Genomic DNA, 17,609 nt, shown 5'->3' on the forward strand with positions numbered 1-17,609 from the left:
TTTTGTAGTGTCTATTAATAAAAGTAATTTATCAAGTAAAACTAAAGAAAGGAGGAAATAGATGACAACTTTAATTTTTTTCATAGTGGGAATAGCGTCTTTAGTGGTTGCTTTTGTTATTGATGGAGGACACGTTGGAGCACTATTTGTATTTTCATCAGCACTTGTTGTTTTTGGTGGAACTATAGGTGCCGTTGGAGCCTCAACACCATTCCCTGTATTTAAAAAGTCAGTAAAGATAATGTTATTAGCTTTTAAAAATAAAAAACCTAATAATGTAGAAAATATAATCTATTTTAAAGAAATTGCAATTAAAGCTAGAAAAGAGGGGCTTCTTAGCATTGATAAAGAAATAAGCGAGAATGATGACTTAGACCCTTTTATTAGAAAGGGGCTTGAACTTATGGTAGATGGAGTTGATTCAGCTACTATAAGAAATATCTTGGAATCGCAGATACAAGTAACATCAAAACGACATAAAGAAGGTATATCAATATTTGATTCAGCAGGGGGATTTGCACCTACACTGGGGATAATAGGTACAGTTATGGGATTAGTACATATTTTAGGTAATCTTTCGAGTAACCCAGATGCACTGGGACCTCAAATATCTGTTGCATTTCTAGCTACATTGTATGGTGTTGGTTCTGCCAATTTAATATGGATACCAGTAGCATCAAAACTTAAGGCTATAAATCAACAAGAAATAAATGAAAGACTTTTGGTAATAGAAGCAATATTATCTATACTTGAGGGTGACAATTCTAATTTAATGACAGAAAAATTAAAAATATTTTTAAATTCAAAAGAATTAATTGAACTTGAAGAAACTGATGGTAGAACTGAATAATATAATAAGGATGGAATATTTATGTTACATGATGAAGATGAAAAAGAAGAAAACAATGAGCGATGGCTTTTAACTTATTCAGACCTCATAACACTACTTATGATTTTCTTTGTCATAATGTATTCTATGAGTAATGTTGATGCAGAGAAATATAAACAATTATCTGAATCTCTAAATTCTGCTTTTGGTGGTTCTTCAGGAGTTATTGAAGGTGGTAAAAGCCAAATGGAACCAGTAGTTGAACCAGGTAGTAGTAATTTAGATAGTTTACAAAATGCTGAGTTTAAAAAAGTAGGAGAGGAAATTCAAAAGTATTTAAACGAAAATGGTATGGCAAATTCAGTATCATTAAAAGCTCAAGATAGAGGGTTGGTAATAAGTCTTAAAGATACTATATTATTTGATACTGGAAAAGCAATTGTAAAGAGTAATTCTAGAGATAAGATTATCCAAATAGGTAAGATGCTAAATGAAATGAACAGTTACATAAGAGTAGAAGGTCACACGGACAATATGTCTATAAAAAATTCTGAATTTAAGTCGAATTGGGATTTATCAGTTATGAGAGCAACTAATGTTGTTCAACTTCTTATTGATAGTGCAGGTATAGCACCAGATAAGTTGTCTGCTGTAGGATATGGCGAATTTAGACCAATAGCAGAAAATTCATCTCAAGATGGTAGGTCAAAAAATAGGAGAGTTGATATAGTCTTAGTTGATAGTAAATATGATAATGTAGAAAATGTTGGTGAAAATAAATAGTTAAACAAACTATCTCAATATAGAATTATTTCTAAAAAGAGATAGTTTTTTTGTGTTAAAATTAAAAATAGATGAACAGTAAGTTACCTTTTTTGAAGAATATATGGTATCTTAAATATATAATGTTTAAACAATAAAAACTCAATTTAAAAAATTTTATAGAGGGTGAGGAAACAAATGAGTAATAAGAATAAAAACACAAAGTATAAAGATAAAACGAGACAAAGGTATAATAAAAAAGTTGAGACTTTAAATAAAGAAAAGTTAAAGGAAACTAATAAAAATTCTAAAAAGGTAGATAAAATTGATGATATTATCAATAAGTCTAGTATTGTGTTATGTGTCCTTTTAGTAATATTTTCTTTACTTTATTTGTTTAAATTAGTTCAACTTAATGTAATAATGATACTTTTAGTGATTACAGTAGCTATTCAACAAGGTTTAGTATCGTTTGGGGCATTTAGAAATAAAAATTATGTAAAAGCTTTATTTTCAATATTTGTAATTATATGTTTCTTAATTGCTTTTAAATATGTTGTTAATCCTGTTTAAATATATCAGTAAAGGTTCTATAATTAATATAAATAGTGAAGTTGGAGTTTTAATGCTATTATAAATTTTATAAATTTGAAGGAGTAGATTTTATGAATAGGCGTAAGTTTGCGAAATTAATTATCACATCAATGATTGTTTTATTACTTACAGGATGTAGTCTGAAAAAGGAAGATAATTATAAGCTAGATCCAGAGAATCCGACATCGATAGAAATTTGGCATTATTATAATGGACAGCAAAAAATGGCTTTTGATAAGCTTGTTAAGGAATTTAATGATACTGTAGGTGCTGAAAAAGGAATTATTATTGAAGCGTTTAGTCAAGGTAATGTAGTTGATTTATCAGAAAAGGTTTTAGATTCTGCAAATAAAAAAGTTGGTTCTGAAGATGTACCAAATATATTTGCAGCATACTCAGATACTGCCTATGAAATGGACAAATTAGGATTACTAGTGGACATGGACAAGTATATAAGTAAAGAGGAATTAAATGAATATATAGAAGAATATGTAGAAGAGGGTAGAATAAATTCTAATGATGAATTTAAACTTTTTCCAATTGCAAAATCGACTGAGGTTTTGATGATAAATAAGACTGATTGGGATAAATTTGCCAAAGCTACAAATTCAAATATAGATGATATAAAAACAATAGAGGGATTAACAGAAATATCAAAAAAATATTATGAATGGACAGATAGTTTAACAAAAGAACCTAACGATGGTAAAGCATTTTTTGGAAGAGATGCTTTAGCAAATTATATTATTATAGGAAGTAAACAATTAGGAGTAGAACTTTTTTCTGTTAAAGACGGAAAAGTTACATTAAATATTGATGAAAAAGTTATGAGAAAATTATGGGATAATTTCTATGTCCCATATATAAATGGATATTTCGCATCTTATGGTAAGTTTCGTTCTGATGATGCAAAAACAGGAGATATATTAGCTCTTGTGGGTTCTAGCTCAGGAGCAGCATACTTCCCAGATAGAGTAATGTTAAATGACAATGAGAGTTATAAGATTGAAACATCTGTTTTTCAAGCTCCACGTTTTAAAGGAAAAGAAAAATATGCGGTACAACAAGGTGCAGGAATGGCTGTAACAAAATCCACTAAAGAAGAAGAATTTGCATCAGTAGAATTCTTAAAATGGTTTACAGATAAAGAACCTAATATAAAATTCTCTATTTCTTCTGGATACTTACCAGTGAAGAAAAAAACAAATGATTTAGATGTTATAAAAGAAGTTATGAAAAAAGATGATTTAAAGGTATCAGATAAAGTTGAGGGCTCATTAGTCTCATCTATTGAACAAATTAATAGTTGTAATTTATATACGAATAAAGCTTTTGATGGTGGAACTAAAGCTAGACAAGTTCTTGAATATTCAATGCTTGATAAAGCTAAAGAAGATTTAAATAAAATAAATGAATTAATAAAAAATGGAACTTCTAAAAAGGATGCAGTAACACAATTTAATAATGAAAAGAATTTTGAAACTTGGTTCAAAAATTTTAAGGCTGAGCTTGAAAATGCTACAAAAGAGTAGGTGAATTGGCGGTTAATGTGTCGACATGCACAAAGGTATAGGTGGAATAAGTATGGAAAACAATCTAAGAAAAAATAATTCAATAATGAAAAAGATGATATTTCCCCTAATTATTGTTATGCTAATTCAAACAAGTTTATTTTGTGCCACAATTTTATGGGGAGGAACTATTCAGAAGTTAAATGACAACTCATTTGATATTTTAAATGAAAGAGTAATTAATCGTAAAAACTATATACAAAATGAGATGTTGCAAAGATGGTCAAAAACAAGTGAAACGGAATCCGCAATTAATTCATCTGTAAAGAAGGTCTTGGATGAAAATAATGCTTCAATCAAGGATGTAGGTGACAATGAAGAAATTAACAAAGAGATTATAAAAAATATATCAAGTGATTTGATATATCTTTTGAGAAAAAACTCTGTGACAGGTTCTTTTATAATCTTAAGTAATAAAAATATTGAAAATGATTCTATGAATAATAAAGGTGAAGTAAGCAAGACTGGATTGTACATAAGAGATTTAGACCCTAAATTTAACCCAAATGACAATTCTGATTTGTTAATTGAGAGAGGCTCATCAGATATAGCAAGAAACTTTGGAATATCTATGGATAGTTATTGGGCTCCAAAATTTTCATTTAAAGGTGAAAATACACGAAAGGGAGATAATTTTTTTTACAAGCCATTTAGAGCGGCGATTGATAACCCAAATGTATCAAGTTCTAATTTAGGTTACTGGGGAAGCCAGTTTCTATTGACAAATGCAGGAGATAAGGTAATGACATATTCAGTTCCTCTTATTTATGAAGATGGAACTGTATATGGAGTGCTTGGAATAGATTTAAGTATAAATTATTTAAGTGAATTACTGCCATATACAGAAATACATAGTAATAAAAAAGGTAATTACATTTTAGGTGTAGACAGGAATGATGATATGGCATTTGAAAATGTAGTTTCAAATGGATATTCACTAAAAGAAAAATTTTGGGATGGTTTACATTCTAATTTAGAACAGAAAGAATCTTATAAGAATGTATATAAGATTAAAAATGAAGAGGATGATTATAGTTGTGGTAATATTTATGCTAGTGTACAATATATAGATTTATACAACTCTAATACTCCATTTGAAAATGAACGTTGGGCACTTTTGGGTATTATTGAGGAAAAAAGTCTTTTGTCTTTTTCAAAAAGAGTTGAGAGGTTAGTTATAATTTCTATTGCAATTTCTTTAGCAATAGGACTTGTAGGTATTTATATAGCATCAAGATTATTTACAAAACCAATTGTTCTTCTAGCTAAAAAAGTTAGAAATAGTAACCCATCAAAACCAGTAAATCTTGATAAGATAAATATATCTGAAATAGATGAATTATCTTCGGCTATAGAGATACTTAGTGCAAATGTTGCAGACTCTTCTTCAAAATTATCACAGATTATTGAGATGGTAGATATGCCTATTGGGGCTTTTGAATTGTATAAAAATACAGAGAGCGTTTTTTGTACAAAAGAATTTTTTAATGTATTTATTACAGAAAAAGAATTTCAAGAATATGGTTATGTGAGAAAAGATAAGTTTCTTAAAAAACTAAAAGAGCTAGATGAATATTTACAAGAAAATTATGAAACAGAAAATACATACATATATAAATTTGAATCTGAAGATAAAAGGTCTAAGTGGGTAAGACTAAATATTGTTGAAGATGAGCTAAAGGTTCTTGGTGTTGTTGTAGATGTAACCAAAGAGTTCATTGAGAAAAGGAAGATAGAATATGAAAGAGATTTTGATATTTTAACTAATCTTTTAAATAGAAGAGCATTTTACTCACAGATTCAAGAGAAATTTAAAAATAAAGATGAACTTAAGGTAGCAGCCTTTATTATGTGGGACTTAGATAATTTAAAATATATCAATGATACATATGGACATGATGCTGGTGATGAATACATTAGATGTGCAGCAGGTATACTTAAAAAGTTTATATCATGGAATGGTATAGTTTCTAGGCTTTCAGGTGATGAGTTTTATGTATTTATATATGGATATGAGAGTAAAGAGAGTATAAGAGATATTATCAATTCTGTTAAGATACAGATGAGCAATACATTACTAAAACTTCATGATGGAACAGAATTTAAAATAAGGGCATCAGCTGGGGTTTCTTGGTATCCTTATGACTCATGTAATTATGATGAATTAATGAGATATGCAGATTTTGCTATGTATCAAATTAAAAATACAATCAAGGGCGAAGTGAGTGAGTTTGATATTAATGTATATAATAAAGATTCATTCTTACTGAGTAATAGAGAAGAGTTAAATAAATTGATTGATGGACAACTTGTTGAATATGCATTTCAAGCTATTGTAGATTGTAAAGGAGAAGTTTTTGCATATGAGGCGCTTATGAGACCTAAAATAAAGACTTTCAGTTCTCCAGTAGATGTTATTAGATTGGCTCGTTCACAATCTAAACTCTATCAAATTGAGCGTATTACATGGTTCAAAGCACTTAAATCATTTAAAAAATACAGAGATAAGTTTGGAGATTGTAAATTGTTTTTAAATTCTATTCCAAATAATAACTTATCAAGAGTTGATTTTGAAGAAATTGAAGATTTATATGGTAGATATTTAAATAGAGTTGTATTAGAAATAACAGAAAATGATAAAATTAATGAAGATTTTATTGAGAAAAAGAAATCTTATATAAGCCATTGGAATATAGAGATTGCTTTGGATGATTTTGGAACAGGTTACAATGGAGATGCTGTACTGTTATATATAATGCCAAATTACGTAAAGATTGATATGTCCATTGTAAGAGGTATTGATAAAGATGAAGACAGACAGAAAATATTAAAAAACCTTATTTCATATTCTAATGAAAGAGATATTAAAGTAATAGCAGAAGGTGTAGAGACTAAAAGTGAGATGGAAACATTAATTAATCTTGGAATAGATTATATGCAGGGGTATTATATTAGTAAACCATCATTTATCCCTGAAGATGTAAGTGATAAAATTAAGAAAGAGCTCAAGATGTGTCATGAAAATAGGAATGATGTGATTTAATAGAGGAAAAATTACATGTATTTTTATGAACTTTTGGTTTATAATTAAAAAGAAAATAATATAATTATAAATTAGGGTGGTGGAGCTAATAATCACAACAAATATAGATATAAGAAAGTTAAATGAAAATCAATTAGAAGCAGTTGAACATATAGATGGGCCTTGCATGATACTTGCAGGGCCTGGTTCAGGTAAGACAAGAGTAATTACATATAGAATAGCTAATATGGTAGTAAATAAAAATATAGCGCCAACAAGAATCTTAGCAATAAGCTTTACAAAGGCATCTTCAATAGAAATGAAAAATAGAGCTTTAAGTTTAAGTGATGATATAAGACTCAATAAGGTAACTTATGGTACTTTTCACTCTGTATTTTTTAAAATCCTAAGATACTTTGAAAGGTATAATCTAGATAGTATATTTGATGAGAAATCAAAGCGAATAACAATCAAGGCAATACTAAAGAGCTTAAATATAGAAAATGCTGATGATGATGAGAATGTAGGACAAGTTATAAATGAAATTTCTTATGTAAAAAATGAACTTATGGATAAGAACGACTTTAATTCAGAGGTATTGACAAAAGATGAGTTTTTGAAGGTATATAATTTATATGAAGAACAAAAATCTAAAGTTAATAAAATTGACTTTGATGATATGCTTATAAAAACTTATTATTTACTTTTGAACAATAAGTCTGCATTAGAAATGGTTAGAAATGTATATAAATATATATTGATAGATGAATTTCAGGATATAAATAAAGTACAATTTGAAGTTTTAAAATTAATCTCAAATCCTTTAAATAACATATTTGCTGTTGGAGATGAAGACCAAAGTATATATGGTTTTAGAGGAGCAAGACCAGACTTTTTGCTTGAATTTGAAAAGTATTTCAATAATACTAAAAAAATAATATTAGATGTAAATTATAGGTCTAAAAGTGAGATAGTACATATTGCAAACAGGCTTATAGAAAAAAATAAAAATAGATATGAAAAAATCATTAAATGTAGTCAAGGTACTGGAGGAAGTGTGAGTTATATTTGTCCACATGATTCAGAGGAGGAAGCTTTACATATTGCCAAGGAAATAATTGACGAAATAAAAAAAGATTATGTAGAGTATTCAGACTTTGCAGTGATTTATAGAACCAATATACAGTCAAGAGCATTGGTGGATGTATTTATGGATATGAGAATTCCATTTGTGGTAAAAGATTCAGTAATCACAATATATGACCATTGGGCGAGTCAAGATATATTATCGTATTTAAGAATAGGCATTAATCCAAAGTCAAATAAAGATTGGTTAAGAATCATAAATAAGCCATTTAGATATATATCTAAGGATAGTGTAAGTATGGCTAAAGATGAAAATGATTTTATAACAGCATTAATAAACAAATGTAATCTTCATCCTAAACAAATCAAAACAATAACTGATTTGGAAATAGATTTAAGTTATTTAAACACTTTAAATCCTAAAAATGCAATATCTTATATTAGAACTAGTCTTGATTATGATAGATATGTCTTAGATTATTGTAGTAACAGAAAAATAAAGACTAATGGTCTTGTAGAGATATTAAATGAGCTTGAGAGTTCAGCGACAAACTTTAATACTGTGACAGAGTTTTTAGAGCATATTGAGAGAGTAAAGACTGAGTTAATGGAAAACAATAAGAATAAACAGACTGATGGTGTCATATTTACAACTATGCATAGTGCAAAAGGATTAGAATTTAGAAATGTTTATATTATAGGCGTAAATGAAGGAACAATACCTCATGAAAAGTCATATGATATTTGTAAGGAAGAGAAAAAAGAAGAACAATTAGAAGAAGAAAGACGACTTATGTATGTTGCTATTACAAGAGCTGAAGAAAAGTTGTGTATAAGTTCTACGTTAAATAAATATGGTAAAAAAGTTGATAAATCACTGTTTATTAATGACATAAAATCTCCAACCAAAAAAGAAATTGATAGTATTGGTGTAGGTGATAAGGTATACCATAAAAAATTTCATGAAGGAGAAATAATTAAAAAAGATGGAATTATGTTTACAATAAAGTTTAAAGATAGGGAGCGAATTTTAGACCTGAAAACTTGCTTATTGAAGAATATAATTTATATTATTTAATTTAAAAACCAAACTTAGATATAAAATGTATTATTTTATAGGTAAGAAAGAATTATATTATTTATGTATGATATTTAAGGCAAAGATATAGATATAAAATATATTATTAAAAAAATAGCTCAAAATATGAAAAATGTTATTTATTAATATCCAAAGAATATAAATAAATCTAAAAGATTCTATGTATGATTATCTAAAGAGTAGAGCCAAATATACATCATAGTGTTTAAATAATTTACAAATAAAATTATTAAAAAAATAAAAAACTTATTGACAAAAATATTATAAGGAAGTACAATTGTATTAACAATTTAAGGAAACAAATCCAGTGATAGAGAAAGTAGCATATATGGATTTACAGCGAGTTAGGGTTTGGTGTAAGCCTAGCAATGAAGTCTATGTGAAGAGAGCTCTGGAGGAGATTATCAGAAGTTTTTTAGTATGATAATTGGTCTGCCCGCCTTAAGGGATTGAGAGGATAAGTACTTACTTATCAAAAAGAGTGGTAACGCGGATATAATTCGTCTCTTAGCTGTAAAGCTAAGGGACTTTTTTGATTTTAAAATTAAGATATCCACATAGCTTAAAAGCTAAAATTCACAAATTTTGAAAGTTGTAAGAGTATTTATCAATAAGAGTGGTAACGCGGTAAAGTCGTCTCTTAGTCATTAAAGACTGAGAGACTTTTTTTGTAACTTGAAACATGAAAGTATTAAAATTTGAGGGAAATTATAATTAAAAGAGAGGGGTAATAAAAATGAAAGTATTTAAAAAATTATTAAGTTTAGGATTAGTATTAGGATTAACTTTATCACTAGTAGGATGTAGTGGTGGAGAAGAAAAAACAAAATTAGAGCAAATAAAAGAAAATGGAAAATTAGTTGTAGGTACTAGTGCAGAATTCCCACCATTTGAATTCCATAAAGTAGTAGATGGTAAAGATTCAATAAAAGGATTCGATGTAATGTTAGCTGAAGAATTTGCAAAGGAGCTTGGTGTAAAAGTTGAAATTAAAGATATGTCATTTGATGGATTAATAGGAGCTTTAAATGCAGACCAAGTTGACATAGTTCTTGCAGGTATGTCACCAACACCAGAAAGAGAAAAGAGTGTTGATTTCTCAGAGTTATATTATTTAAGTAGAAATGCAGTTATAGTTAAAGATGCAGATATAGATAAAGTAAAGACTGAAGATGATTTAAAGAAACTTAAAGTTGGAGTACAAGCAGGAAGTATCCAAGAAGAATATGTAGTTAATACTCTAAAAATGACAACTACTAAATCTTTAAAAGCAATACCTGATTTAATTACAGAATTAAAAAATGGAAACATAGATGCTGTTGTTACTAATGAAGCAGTTTCTTTAATAAATGTTAAAAAATATGATGGAATCAAAATGGCAAATACTGAAGTTGGTAAAGATGTAACAGAAGGTATGGCAGCAGCAATCAAAAAAGCTGATAACAACAAAGACTTTATAGAATTATTGAATAAAAAGATAAAAGAATTACAAGATGGTAAAAAAATAGAAGAATTTTTAAATGAAGCATCTACTGAAGCTGCTTCAAATTAGTAAGAAAGTTATGTGGGAGATGAAATTATGAGTTTAGATTTTAGTTTTTTAAGTAGATTTGGAACTTCTTTTCTGGAAGGAACAGGTGTGACAGTAGGAATTTCTCTTGTGGCATTATGCTTTGGATTTATAATAGGTATAATCATCTGTATGGCAAGAATATCCAAGAGTAAAGTATTAAGAGCAATATCATCAATCTATATTGAGATTTTAAGAGGAACACCATTATTAGTACAGATATATATAGTATGGTTTGGATTACCTCAATTAGGAATAAGATTCCCTATGTTATTTGGTATACCAAGTGAATTTATAGCTAGTGCATTTGCATTATCAGTAAACTCTGGAGCATATGTGGCAGAGATACTTAGATCAGGTATACAATCAGTTGATAATGGACAAATGGAAGCAAGTAGATCACTAGGATTAAATTACTGGTCAACTATGAGATATATAATAATACCTCAGGCTATAAAAAATATACTACCTTCATTAGCAAATGAGTTTATTACACTTGTAAAAGAATCTTCAATAATCTCTGTAATAGGAGTTGTTGAAATAATGCGTACTGCTGATATAGTAAAAAATGCAGCATTCAAAGCATTAGAGCCATTAATAGTAGCAGCAGCAATTTACTTTGTTATAACATTTACTCTATCAAGATTAGTTGGATTATTAGAAAAGAAACTGTCTGTGTCTAACTAGATGAGAGCGTGTTTAGCATTTAGGGAAAACATAGAATAGTAAAAAGGAAAGTGATAATATGATTACAATAAAAAATTTAAGTAAATCTTTTGGAGATTTAAATGTATTAAAAAATATAGACTTAGAAATCGCTAAAGGCGAAATAATGGTTATAGTAGGTCCTAGTGGTTCTGGTAAAAGTACACTTCTTAGATGTATGAATTTACTAGAAATACCTACAGGTGGAGATATAATATTTGAAGGAAAAAATTTGGTTGATAAAAAAACTAATATTGATGAAATTAGACAAAATATAGGTATGGTGTTTCAAAACTTTAATTTATTCCCACATAAGACTATTTTAGATAATATAACATTAGCACCAATTAAATTAAAAAAGATGACTAAAGAAGAAGCAGAAAAAAAAGCAGAAGTTTTGTTAAGTAGAGTTGGTCTTTTAGATAAAAAAGATTCTTATCCATCACAATTATCTGGAGGTCAGAAGCAGAGAATAGCAATAGCTAGAGCACTTGCTATGGAACCCGATATGATGTTGTTCGATGAGCCAACATCCGCTCTTGACCCAGAAATGGTAAACGAGGTTCTTGATGTTATAAAAGAACTTGCAAAAGAAGGGATGACAATGGCAATTGTAACTCATGAGATGGGATTTGCGAAAGAAGTAGCAGATAGAGTTATTTTTATAGATGGAGGAAGTGTACTAGAAGACAATACTCCAGAAGAAGTTTTTGGAAACCCAAAACATGAAAGAACTAAATCATTCTTAGCAAAAGTATTATAATATGTAAAAAGGATGTTATTGATATTAGAAATTCAATACATCCTTTTTTTATGATGATTAATATAATTTAAAATTATATTAATCTTATTTTGCTAAATTTTTGCAGAAAAAAAGAGCTCGGGGTAAGCTCTTTTTTTCCACCGAATCAATTTCCGTTATCAATCCGATTTTTAATAAATATAAAATATATCCTTATGAAAGGGTATTGGGAATAGATATATTAACTAACTAGGGTTACCAGGGGGATAACCTTAATTTATTATAACAAAATGCGACACAAAAATCAATATTTTTTTTGATATAAATTATAAAAGTTATTTTTATAACAAGTAAGCTTATAAAAATAACTTTTATAGTAAAAATAAGCATATGTATAATATAATATATTTATTTTATATAATATATTATTTTATCATATATTGTATTTTATAACGTATTTTTGTAGGATATAATATAAGCATATTATATTTTACTATAAAACTTTATAATAAAGTGAAAAAACTAATTTTTTATGAAAGAATATTTTGTAAATTTAAGATTGTCTTTTTAATAAAGATTAACAAAAAAAATACTATAATTAGTGGTATAATAGTTAGAGCTGAAATTTTAAATAAAGGTAGGTGTAATTAAGTTGGAAATATACTTAGACAATAGCGCAACTACAAAACCTTATCAAGAAGTTATAGATAAAATGGTGTATGCACTTAGTACGGATTATGGAAATCCTTCTTCTGTTCACAGAAAAGGTGTAGACGTTGAAAAAGGAATAAAAGAAGTAAGACAGGTTATAGCTAAATCTCTAGGAGCGAAAGAAAAGGAGATTTATTTTACATCAGGTGGTACAGAATGTAATAATACTATAATAAGAGGAGTTGCAAACTTAAATAAAAAGCGAAAAAATCATATAATATCTACTAACATAGAACATCCTTCTGTTTTAAATACATTGAAGGATTTAGAAGAAGATGGTTTTGAAGTAACTTACTTAGAGGTCGGAAAAGATGGAAAGATAAATATAGAAGATTTAAAGAATGCAATAAAGTCAACTACATGTTTGGTAAGTATGATGCATGTTAATAACGAAATAGGAACCATACAGCCAATCGACGAAGTCGGAAAGTATTTGAAGTCTTTAAAAGAAAAGATATATTTTCATGTGGATGCTATTCAATCATATGGAAAAATTAATTTTAGACCATCTAAATACAATATAGATTTTATGAGCGTGAGTGCACATAAATTTCATGGACCAAAAGGAATTGGATTTATGTATATAAAAGAAAATAATCGTCTTAAGCCTATGTTAACAGGTGGAGGACAGGAAATAGGAATTAGGTCTGGAACAGAAAATGTACCTGGTATATATGGGCTTGGAGAAGCTGTCAGAATACTAAATAAAGATTTAGATGCAGTTATTTCAAAAGCAAATAATTTAAAAGATACATTTAAAAATAAAATAATTGATAATATAGAAGATATAAAAGTTAATTCTCCAGAAGATGGTGTATGTCATATATTAAATATATCATTTAGAGGTACAAAAGGAGAGGTATTACTTCATTACTTAGAACAAAAAGGTATTTATGTATCAACTGGCTCTGCATGTTCTTCTAAGAAGAAGGGTAGCCATGTTTTAAATGCTATAGGTCTTACAAATGAAGAAATAAATGGAACAATAAGATTTAGTTTATCTGATATGAATACAGAAGAAGAAATATCAGAAGTTGTAGAAGTATTGAAAGAATCAATTTGCGACTTAAGGTCAATAATGAGAAGGAAATAAAGAATACAGTATAAATAATGAGAATAAATTAGTTTAAGAGGTGAAATGGTGTATAATATATTAATAGTAAAGTATGGAGAAATTGGAGTAAAAGGGAAAAATAGATATATATTTGAAAATAGACTTATAAGAAATATAAGAAATATGTTAAAACCAATTGGTAAATTTAATGTATATAAAGAATATGGAAGAATATATGTTGATTTAGAAGATTATGATTATGAAGAAGTAATTGAAGAAGTTAGAAAAGTATTTGGAATAGTGGGTGTATGCCCTGGAGTAAGAGCTAAAAAAGATTATGATACATTAAAAGAAATAGCTTTAAAAATGTTAGAGGAAAAAATAGAAGCTGGTTATAAAACGTTCAAAGTAGAGTCAAGAAGAGGAGATAAATCTTTTAGATTGACTTCTCAAGAAATGAGTATGGATATAGGTGGATACTTATTATCAAAGGTAGGAGATAAGATTGATGTTGATGTAAGAAATCCAGAAATTAAAATAAAATGTGAATACAGAGAATTCCATACTATGGTCTATAGTGATACTATACCTGGATATGGTGGATTACCACTTGGAACAAATGGTAGAGCTATGTCTCTTTTATCAGGAGGTATAGATAGTCCAGTAGCAACATGGATGGTTGCAAAAAGAGGTATGGAAGTAGAGGCAGTACACTTCCATAGTTATCCGTTTACAAGCGAAAGGTCACAAGAAAAAGTTAAAGACTTAGCTAAGATATTGGCAAAGTATTGTGGAAGAGTAAGACTTCATAAAGTTAACATACTAGAAATACAAAAAGCAATTGGCGAGAATTGTAATGAAGAAGAAGCTACTATTCTTTCAAGAAGATTCATGATGAGAATAGCACAGAAACTTTCTGAAAAAAGACATTGTGATGCTTTAATTACAGGTGAAAGTATCGGCCAGGTTGCATCTCAAACAATACAAGGTCTTACTTGTACTAATGCTGTTGTAGATTTACCAGTATTTAGACCACTTATAGCAATGGATAAATCAGATATAGTTGATATAGCCAAAAAAATAGGAACTTTTGAAACATCTATAATTCCTGAAGAAGATTGTTGTAGCGTATTTTCTCCTAGAAAGCCTGTTACTAAACCTAGGTTAGAAAAGATAGAAAAATCTGAAACAGCACTTGATATTGATGGATTAGTACAAGATGCAATTGATAGAATAGAGGTTGAAGATATAGAATTCTAATATACAAGTGATTTTAGCCTCTCGGGGGAGGTGTTATATGTGATTCATATATTGTGTGTTGGTATTGGAGGATTTTCTGGTGCTATATTAAGATATTTAATATCTTTAAGATTTGCAGAAGCTAAGTTTCCATTTGGAACTCTAATTGTCAATGTTATGGGTGGAGTTTTGATTGGTTTTATCATGGAAATGAGTACAAGAACAAATTATATTTCTGATAATTTGAAATTATTTTTAGTAACTGGTCTAATGGGAGGTCTTACTACATTTTCCACATTTAGTTTTGAGAATGTAAAGTTTTTTGATAGTGGCAATTATATGTTATTTGGGTTAAATATATTCTTAAATTTAACATTAAGTATTTTAGGAGTTTTTATTGGAAGAACTCTATGTAGACAATTTGTTAATATGTAGTATTTTAAAGTAAGTACTATAATTTTATTTAATGGGAATGATTATTATGAATAAAAAGGGTTTTACACTAATTGAATTATTGGTAGTTATATCTATAATAGGAATTTTAGTTATAGTCGCAGTTCCAGCACTATTTAGAAATATAGAAAAAAGTAAAGCAGTTACATGTCTTTCAAATAGGGAGAATATAAAGACTCAAATTGTTATTGCAATGGCTGAGGAAACAAGTAAAGACAAGAAGGAACTTATAAAAGATGTATTAAAAAATAAAGATGGAAAATACTTTGAAACAGAGCCAAAGTGTAAATCAGGTGGAACATATTCAGCAGAATTTGATAATGGTTATGATGGAATAACTGGAGAAGAAAGTATAGCAAAAGTGTATGTTACTTGTACAGAACATCCAGATGGTGTTGAGATGGCTAGAGATGTATATCAAAGTATGACAGATTTAATTGCATCATTTGCACAAGACCCTTCTATAATACCAGGAAATTCAAAAAATAATGATGATTTTAGAAATTATTTGTTGGATAATAAGTATAAAAATGGTTGGCCTAAAATTCCAGAGGAATTTAAGAAAAAGTACGATTTAGGAAAAGAGACATTGTATATACAACCATATGCAAATAAGCCTAATACAAATGAAGCTAATGTAGTTGTATTTGCAAACACTTCAACTAAAGGTAATTGGTATGCTTCTTTAATTTATGATTACGATGAAGCTAAATGGTATAAAGGTAAAAGTGGTATTTCTGTAGCAAATAAAACATGGGAAGTTTTAAAAGAAGAAATCCATACTAAATCTGGTTGGGGTCCTTTAAATTAATATGATATATATTACTGGTATTGATTAGACTATAGAATAATATTCTCTATAGTTAATTAATACCAGATTTTATTTTGAATATTTTATTGGTGCAGTATGATTATTGAATATTTACTATTTTAAAGTCTTCACATATAAACTAAAAATAACTATAATAAGAATATAAAGAATATTAGTTAAATACTAAATTTTTATCAAATTTAGTATTTATACTAAGTAATACATAAAAGGGGAATAGATATATGAATAATTTACAAGATAATCAAACAATAAACTTAATACAAAGTCGTAGAAGTATACGAAAATTTACAACGGAGCAAATTACAAACGAGCAACTGGATACATTGTTACACTGTGCATTTGCAGCTCCTTCGGGATGTAATAAACAACCTTGGCATGTAAGTGTTGTGCAAGACCAGAAACTTTTAAAAGAGATTAGTGATGATACATTATCCAGAATCCATGAAGTTAGTAATGTTGAGATAAATAAGAATTTTAAATTATTTTATGGTGCACCAACTGTTTTATTTATTTCTTATGATGAAGAAAATTCATGGGCTCCATATGATGTAGGAATACTTACAGGAAATGTAACTACAGCTGCACAAGCATTAGGATTAGGAAGTTGCATAATAGGAATGGTTAGGGGCTTATTTACACCTGTTGAACAAGGGGATATAACAGGTCTTGTGAGTGTATTAGATGAGAATGATGTAAAAGAATCAGATTCAATAAAGATGATGTTTGATACAAATAAAAAATATAGAGAATTGTTGAATATACCAAAAGGGTATTCTGTACCTTTTGGTATTGCTATAGGTGTCCCAGATGGAAATCTACCAAAAGCTAGAGATGTTGTTTATAAAGTTTCTAGAGTTTAGAATATCAGATTAATCAAATGATTATATAAATTTATATGATTAAAAAAGATAACATAAGACTGAAAATAAAAAATTATTTATTTTTAGTCTTATTTTTTATTATTTTATATTTATAAATGAAAAAAAAGTGAAGTAGATTTGTTAGTCTAAGTATATAAAATAAAAATTATAAAGTCGAGAAGTATAAATAAACACTTTATAATATTTTGGAAATAAATAGCAAAACATTGAAATGAAGAAAAAAGAATGTTAAAATAAAATGAAAGTAACCCTTAGTTATAAAAGGGCTTTTTTTTATACCTATAAAAATCTAAAAATATTACACTTAAAAACCAATCTAAAAAATTTTTCATTTCTAATAAACAAGTACACATCAATAAAATAAAATTAAACCTAAAAACAGTAAAATATTTATAAATTTGATTGTTAATTAAGTGCATTTTCTTTGAAAAATTATGTATAAAATTGAAGAAAAGTTCC

General features: G+C 28.0%; 14 protein-coding genes and 1 other annotated feature. All 14 genes read left to right on the forward strand.

What is annotated here, in order from left to right; genetic code table 11:
• The first annotated feature begins 61 nt into the window (after positions 1–61).
• The 14 genes from KGF38_RS10530 to KGF38_RS10600 all read left to right on the forward strand — a co-directional run bounded on the left by KGF38_RS10530 (position 62) and on the right by KGF38_RS10600 (position 17,129).
• Positions 62–850, forward strand: a complete 789-nt coding sequence (locus tag KGF38_RS10530) for a motility protein A (RefSeq protein WP_074179183.1) — start codon at positions 62–64, stop codon at positions 848–850.
• Between the two features lie 21 nt (positions 851–871).
• Positions 872–1,612 carry a flagellar motor protein MotB gene (locus KGF38_RS10535; protein ID WP_054269271.1) on the forward strand — a complete coding sequence of 247 codons (741 nt, stop codon included), beginning with the start codon at positions 872–874 and terminating at the stop codon, positions 1,610–1,612.
• Between the two features lie 177 nt (positions 1,613–1,789).
• Positions 1,790–2,164, forward strand: a complete 375-nt coding sequence (locus KGF38_RS10540; protein ID WP_054276063.1) for a hypothetical protein — start codon at positions 1,790–1,792, stop codon at positions 2,162–2,164.
• Positions 2,165–2,256: 92 nt separating this feature from the next.
• On the forward strand, positions 2,257–3,717 hold the full coding sequence (locus KGF38_RS10545) for an extracellular solute-binding protein (protein ID WP_074179185.1): 1,461 nt from the start codon (positions 2,257–2,259) through the stop codon (positions 3,715–3,717).
• Positions 3,718–3,769: 52 nt separating this feature from the next.
• Positions 3,770–6,799, forward strand: coding sequence for an EAL domain-containing protein (locus KGF38_RS10550; protein WP_167639752.1), 3,030 nt, complete (start codon positions 3,770–3,772; stop codon positions 6,797–6,799).
• A gap of 76 nt (positions 6,800–6,875) precedes the next feature.
• On the forward strand, positions 6,876–8,942 hold the full coding sequence (locus KGF38_RS10555; protein WP_065388360.1) for an ATP-dependent helicase: 2,067 nt from the start codon (positions 6,876–6,878) through the stop codon (positions 8,940–8,942).
• 319 nt (positions 8,943–9,261) lie between these two features.
• Positions 9,262–9,474: a binding site (T-box leader), on the forward strand.
• Between the two features lie 225 nt (positions 9,475–9,699).
• On the forward strand, positions 9,700–10,515 hold the full coding sequence (locus tag KGF38_RS10560) for a transporter substrate-binding domain-containing protein (RefSeq protein WP_054269275.1): 816 nt from the start codon (positions 9,700–9,702) through the stop codon (positions 10,513–10,515).
• 27 nt (positions 10,516–10,542) lie between these two features.
• A complete protein-coding gene (locus KGF38_RS10565; RefSeq protein WP_054269276.1) occupies positions 10,543–11,220 on the forward strand; it encodes an amino acid ABC transporter permease in 678 nt (225 codons plus the stop codon).
• A gap of 58 nt (positions 11,221–11,278) precedes the next feature.
• On the forward strand, positions 11,279–12,001 hold the full coding sequence (locus tag KGF38_RS10570; RefSeq protein ID WP_054269277.1) for an amino acid ABC transporter ATP-binding protein: 723 nt from the start codon (positions 11,279–11,281) through the stop codon (positions 11,999–12,001).
• A gap of 631 nt (positions 12,002–12,632) precedes the next feature.
• Positions 12,633–13,784 carry a cysteine desulfurase family protein gene (locus KGF38_RS10575; RefSeq protein WP_227832340.1) on the forward strand — a complete coding sequence of 384 codons (1,152 nt, stop codon included), beginning with the start codon at positions 12,633–12,635 and terminating at the stop codon, positions 13,782–13,784.
• A 45-nt stretch (positions 13,785–13,829) separates the two neighbouring features.
• The gene (gene thiI / locus KGF38_RS10580) at positions 13,830–15,005 is read left to right on the forward strand and encodes a tRNA uracil 4-sulfurtransferase ThiI (RefSeq protein WP_074179186.1); all 1,176 of its coding nucleotides are present in this window, start codon (positions 13,830–13,832) and stop codon (positions 15,003–15,005) included.
• A 39-nt stretch (positions 15,006–15,044) separates the two neighbouring features.
• On the forward strand, positions 15,045–15,419 hold the full coding sequence (gene crcB / locus KGF38_RS10585; RefSeq protein WP_054269280.1) for a fluoride efflux transporter CrcB: 375 nt from the start codon (positions 15,045–15,047) through the stop codon (positions 15,417–15,419).
• 46 nt (positions 15,420–15,465) lie between these two features.
• Complete coding sequence (locus tag KGF38_RS20515) at positions 15,466–16,248, forward strand: prepilin-type N-terminal cleavage/methylation domain-containing protein (protein ID WP_054269281.1); 783 nt, start codon at positions 15,466–15,468, stop codon at positions 16,246–16,248.
• Between the two features lie 242 nt (positions 16,249–16,490).
• Positions 16,491–17,129, forward strand: a complete 639-nt coding sequence (locus KGF38_RS10600; protein WP_227832342.1) for a nitroreductase — start codon at positions 16,491–16,493, stop codon at positions 17,127–17,129.
• Positions 17,130–17,609: the final 480 nt, after the last annotated feature.

Origin of the sequence: Clostridioides sp. ZZV14-6387 (assembly GCF_020657835.1) — a bacterium.
Classification (GTDB): Bacteria; Bacillota; Clostridia; order Peptostreptococcales; family Peptostreptococcaceae; genus Clostridioides; species Clostridioides difficile_A.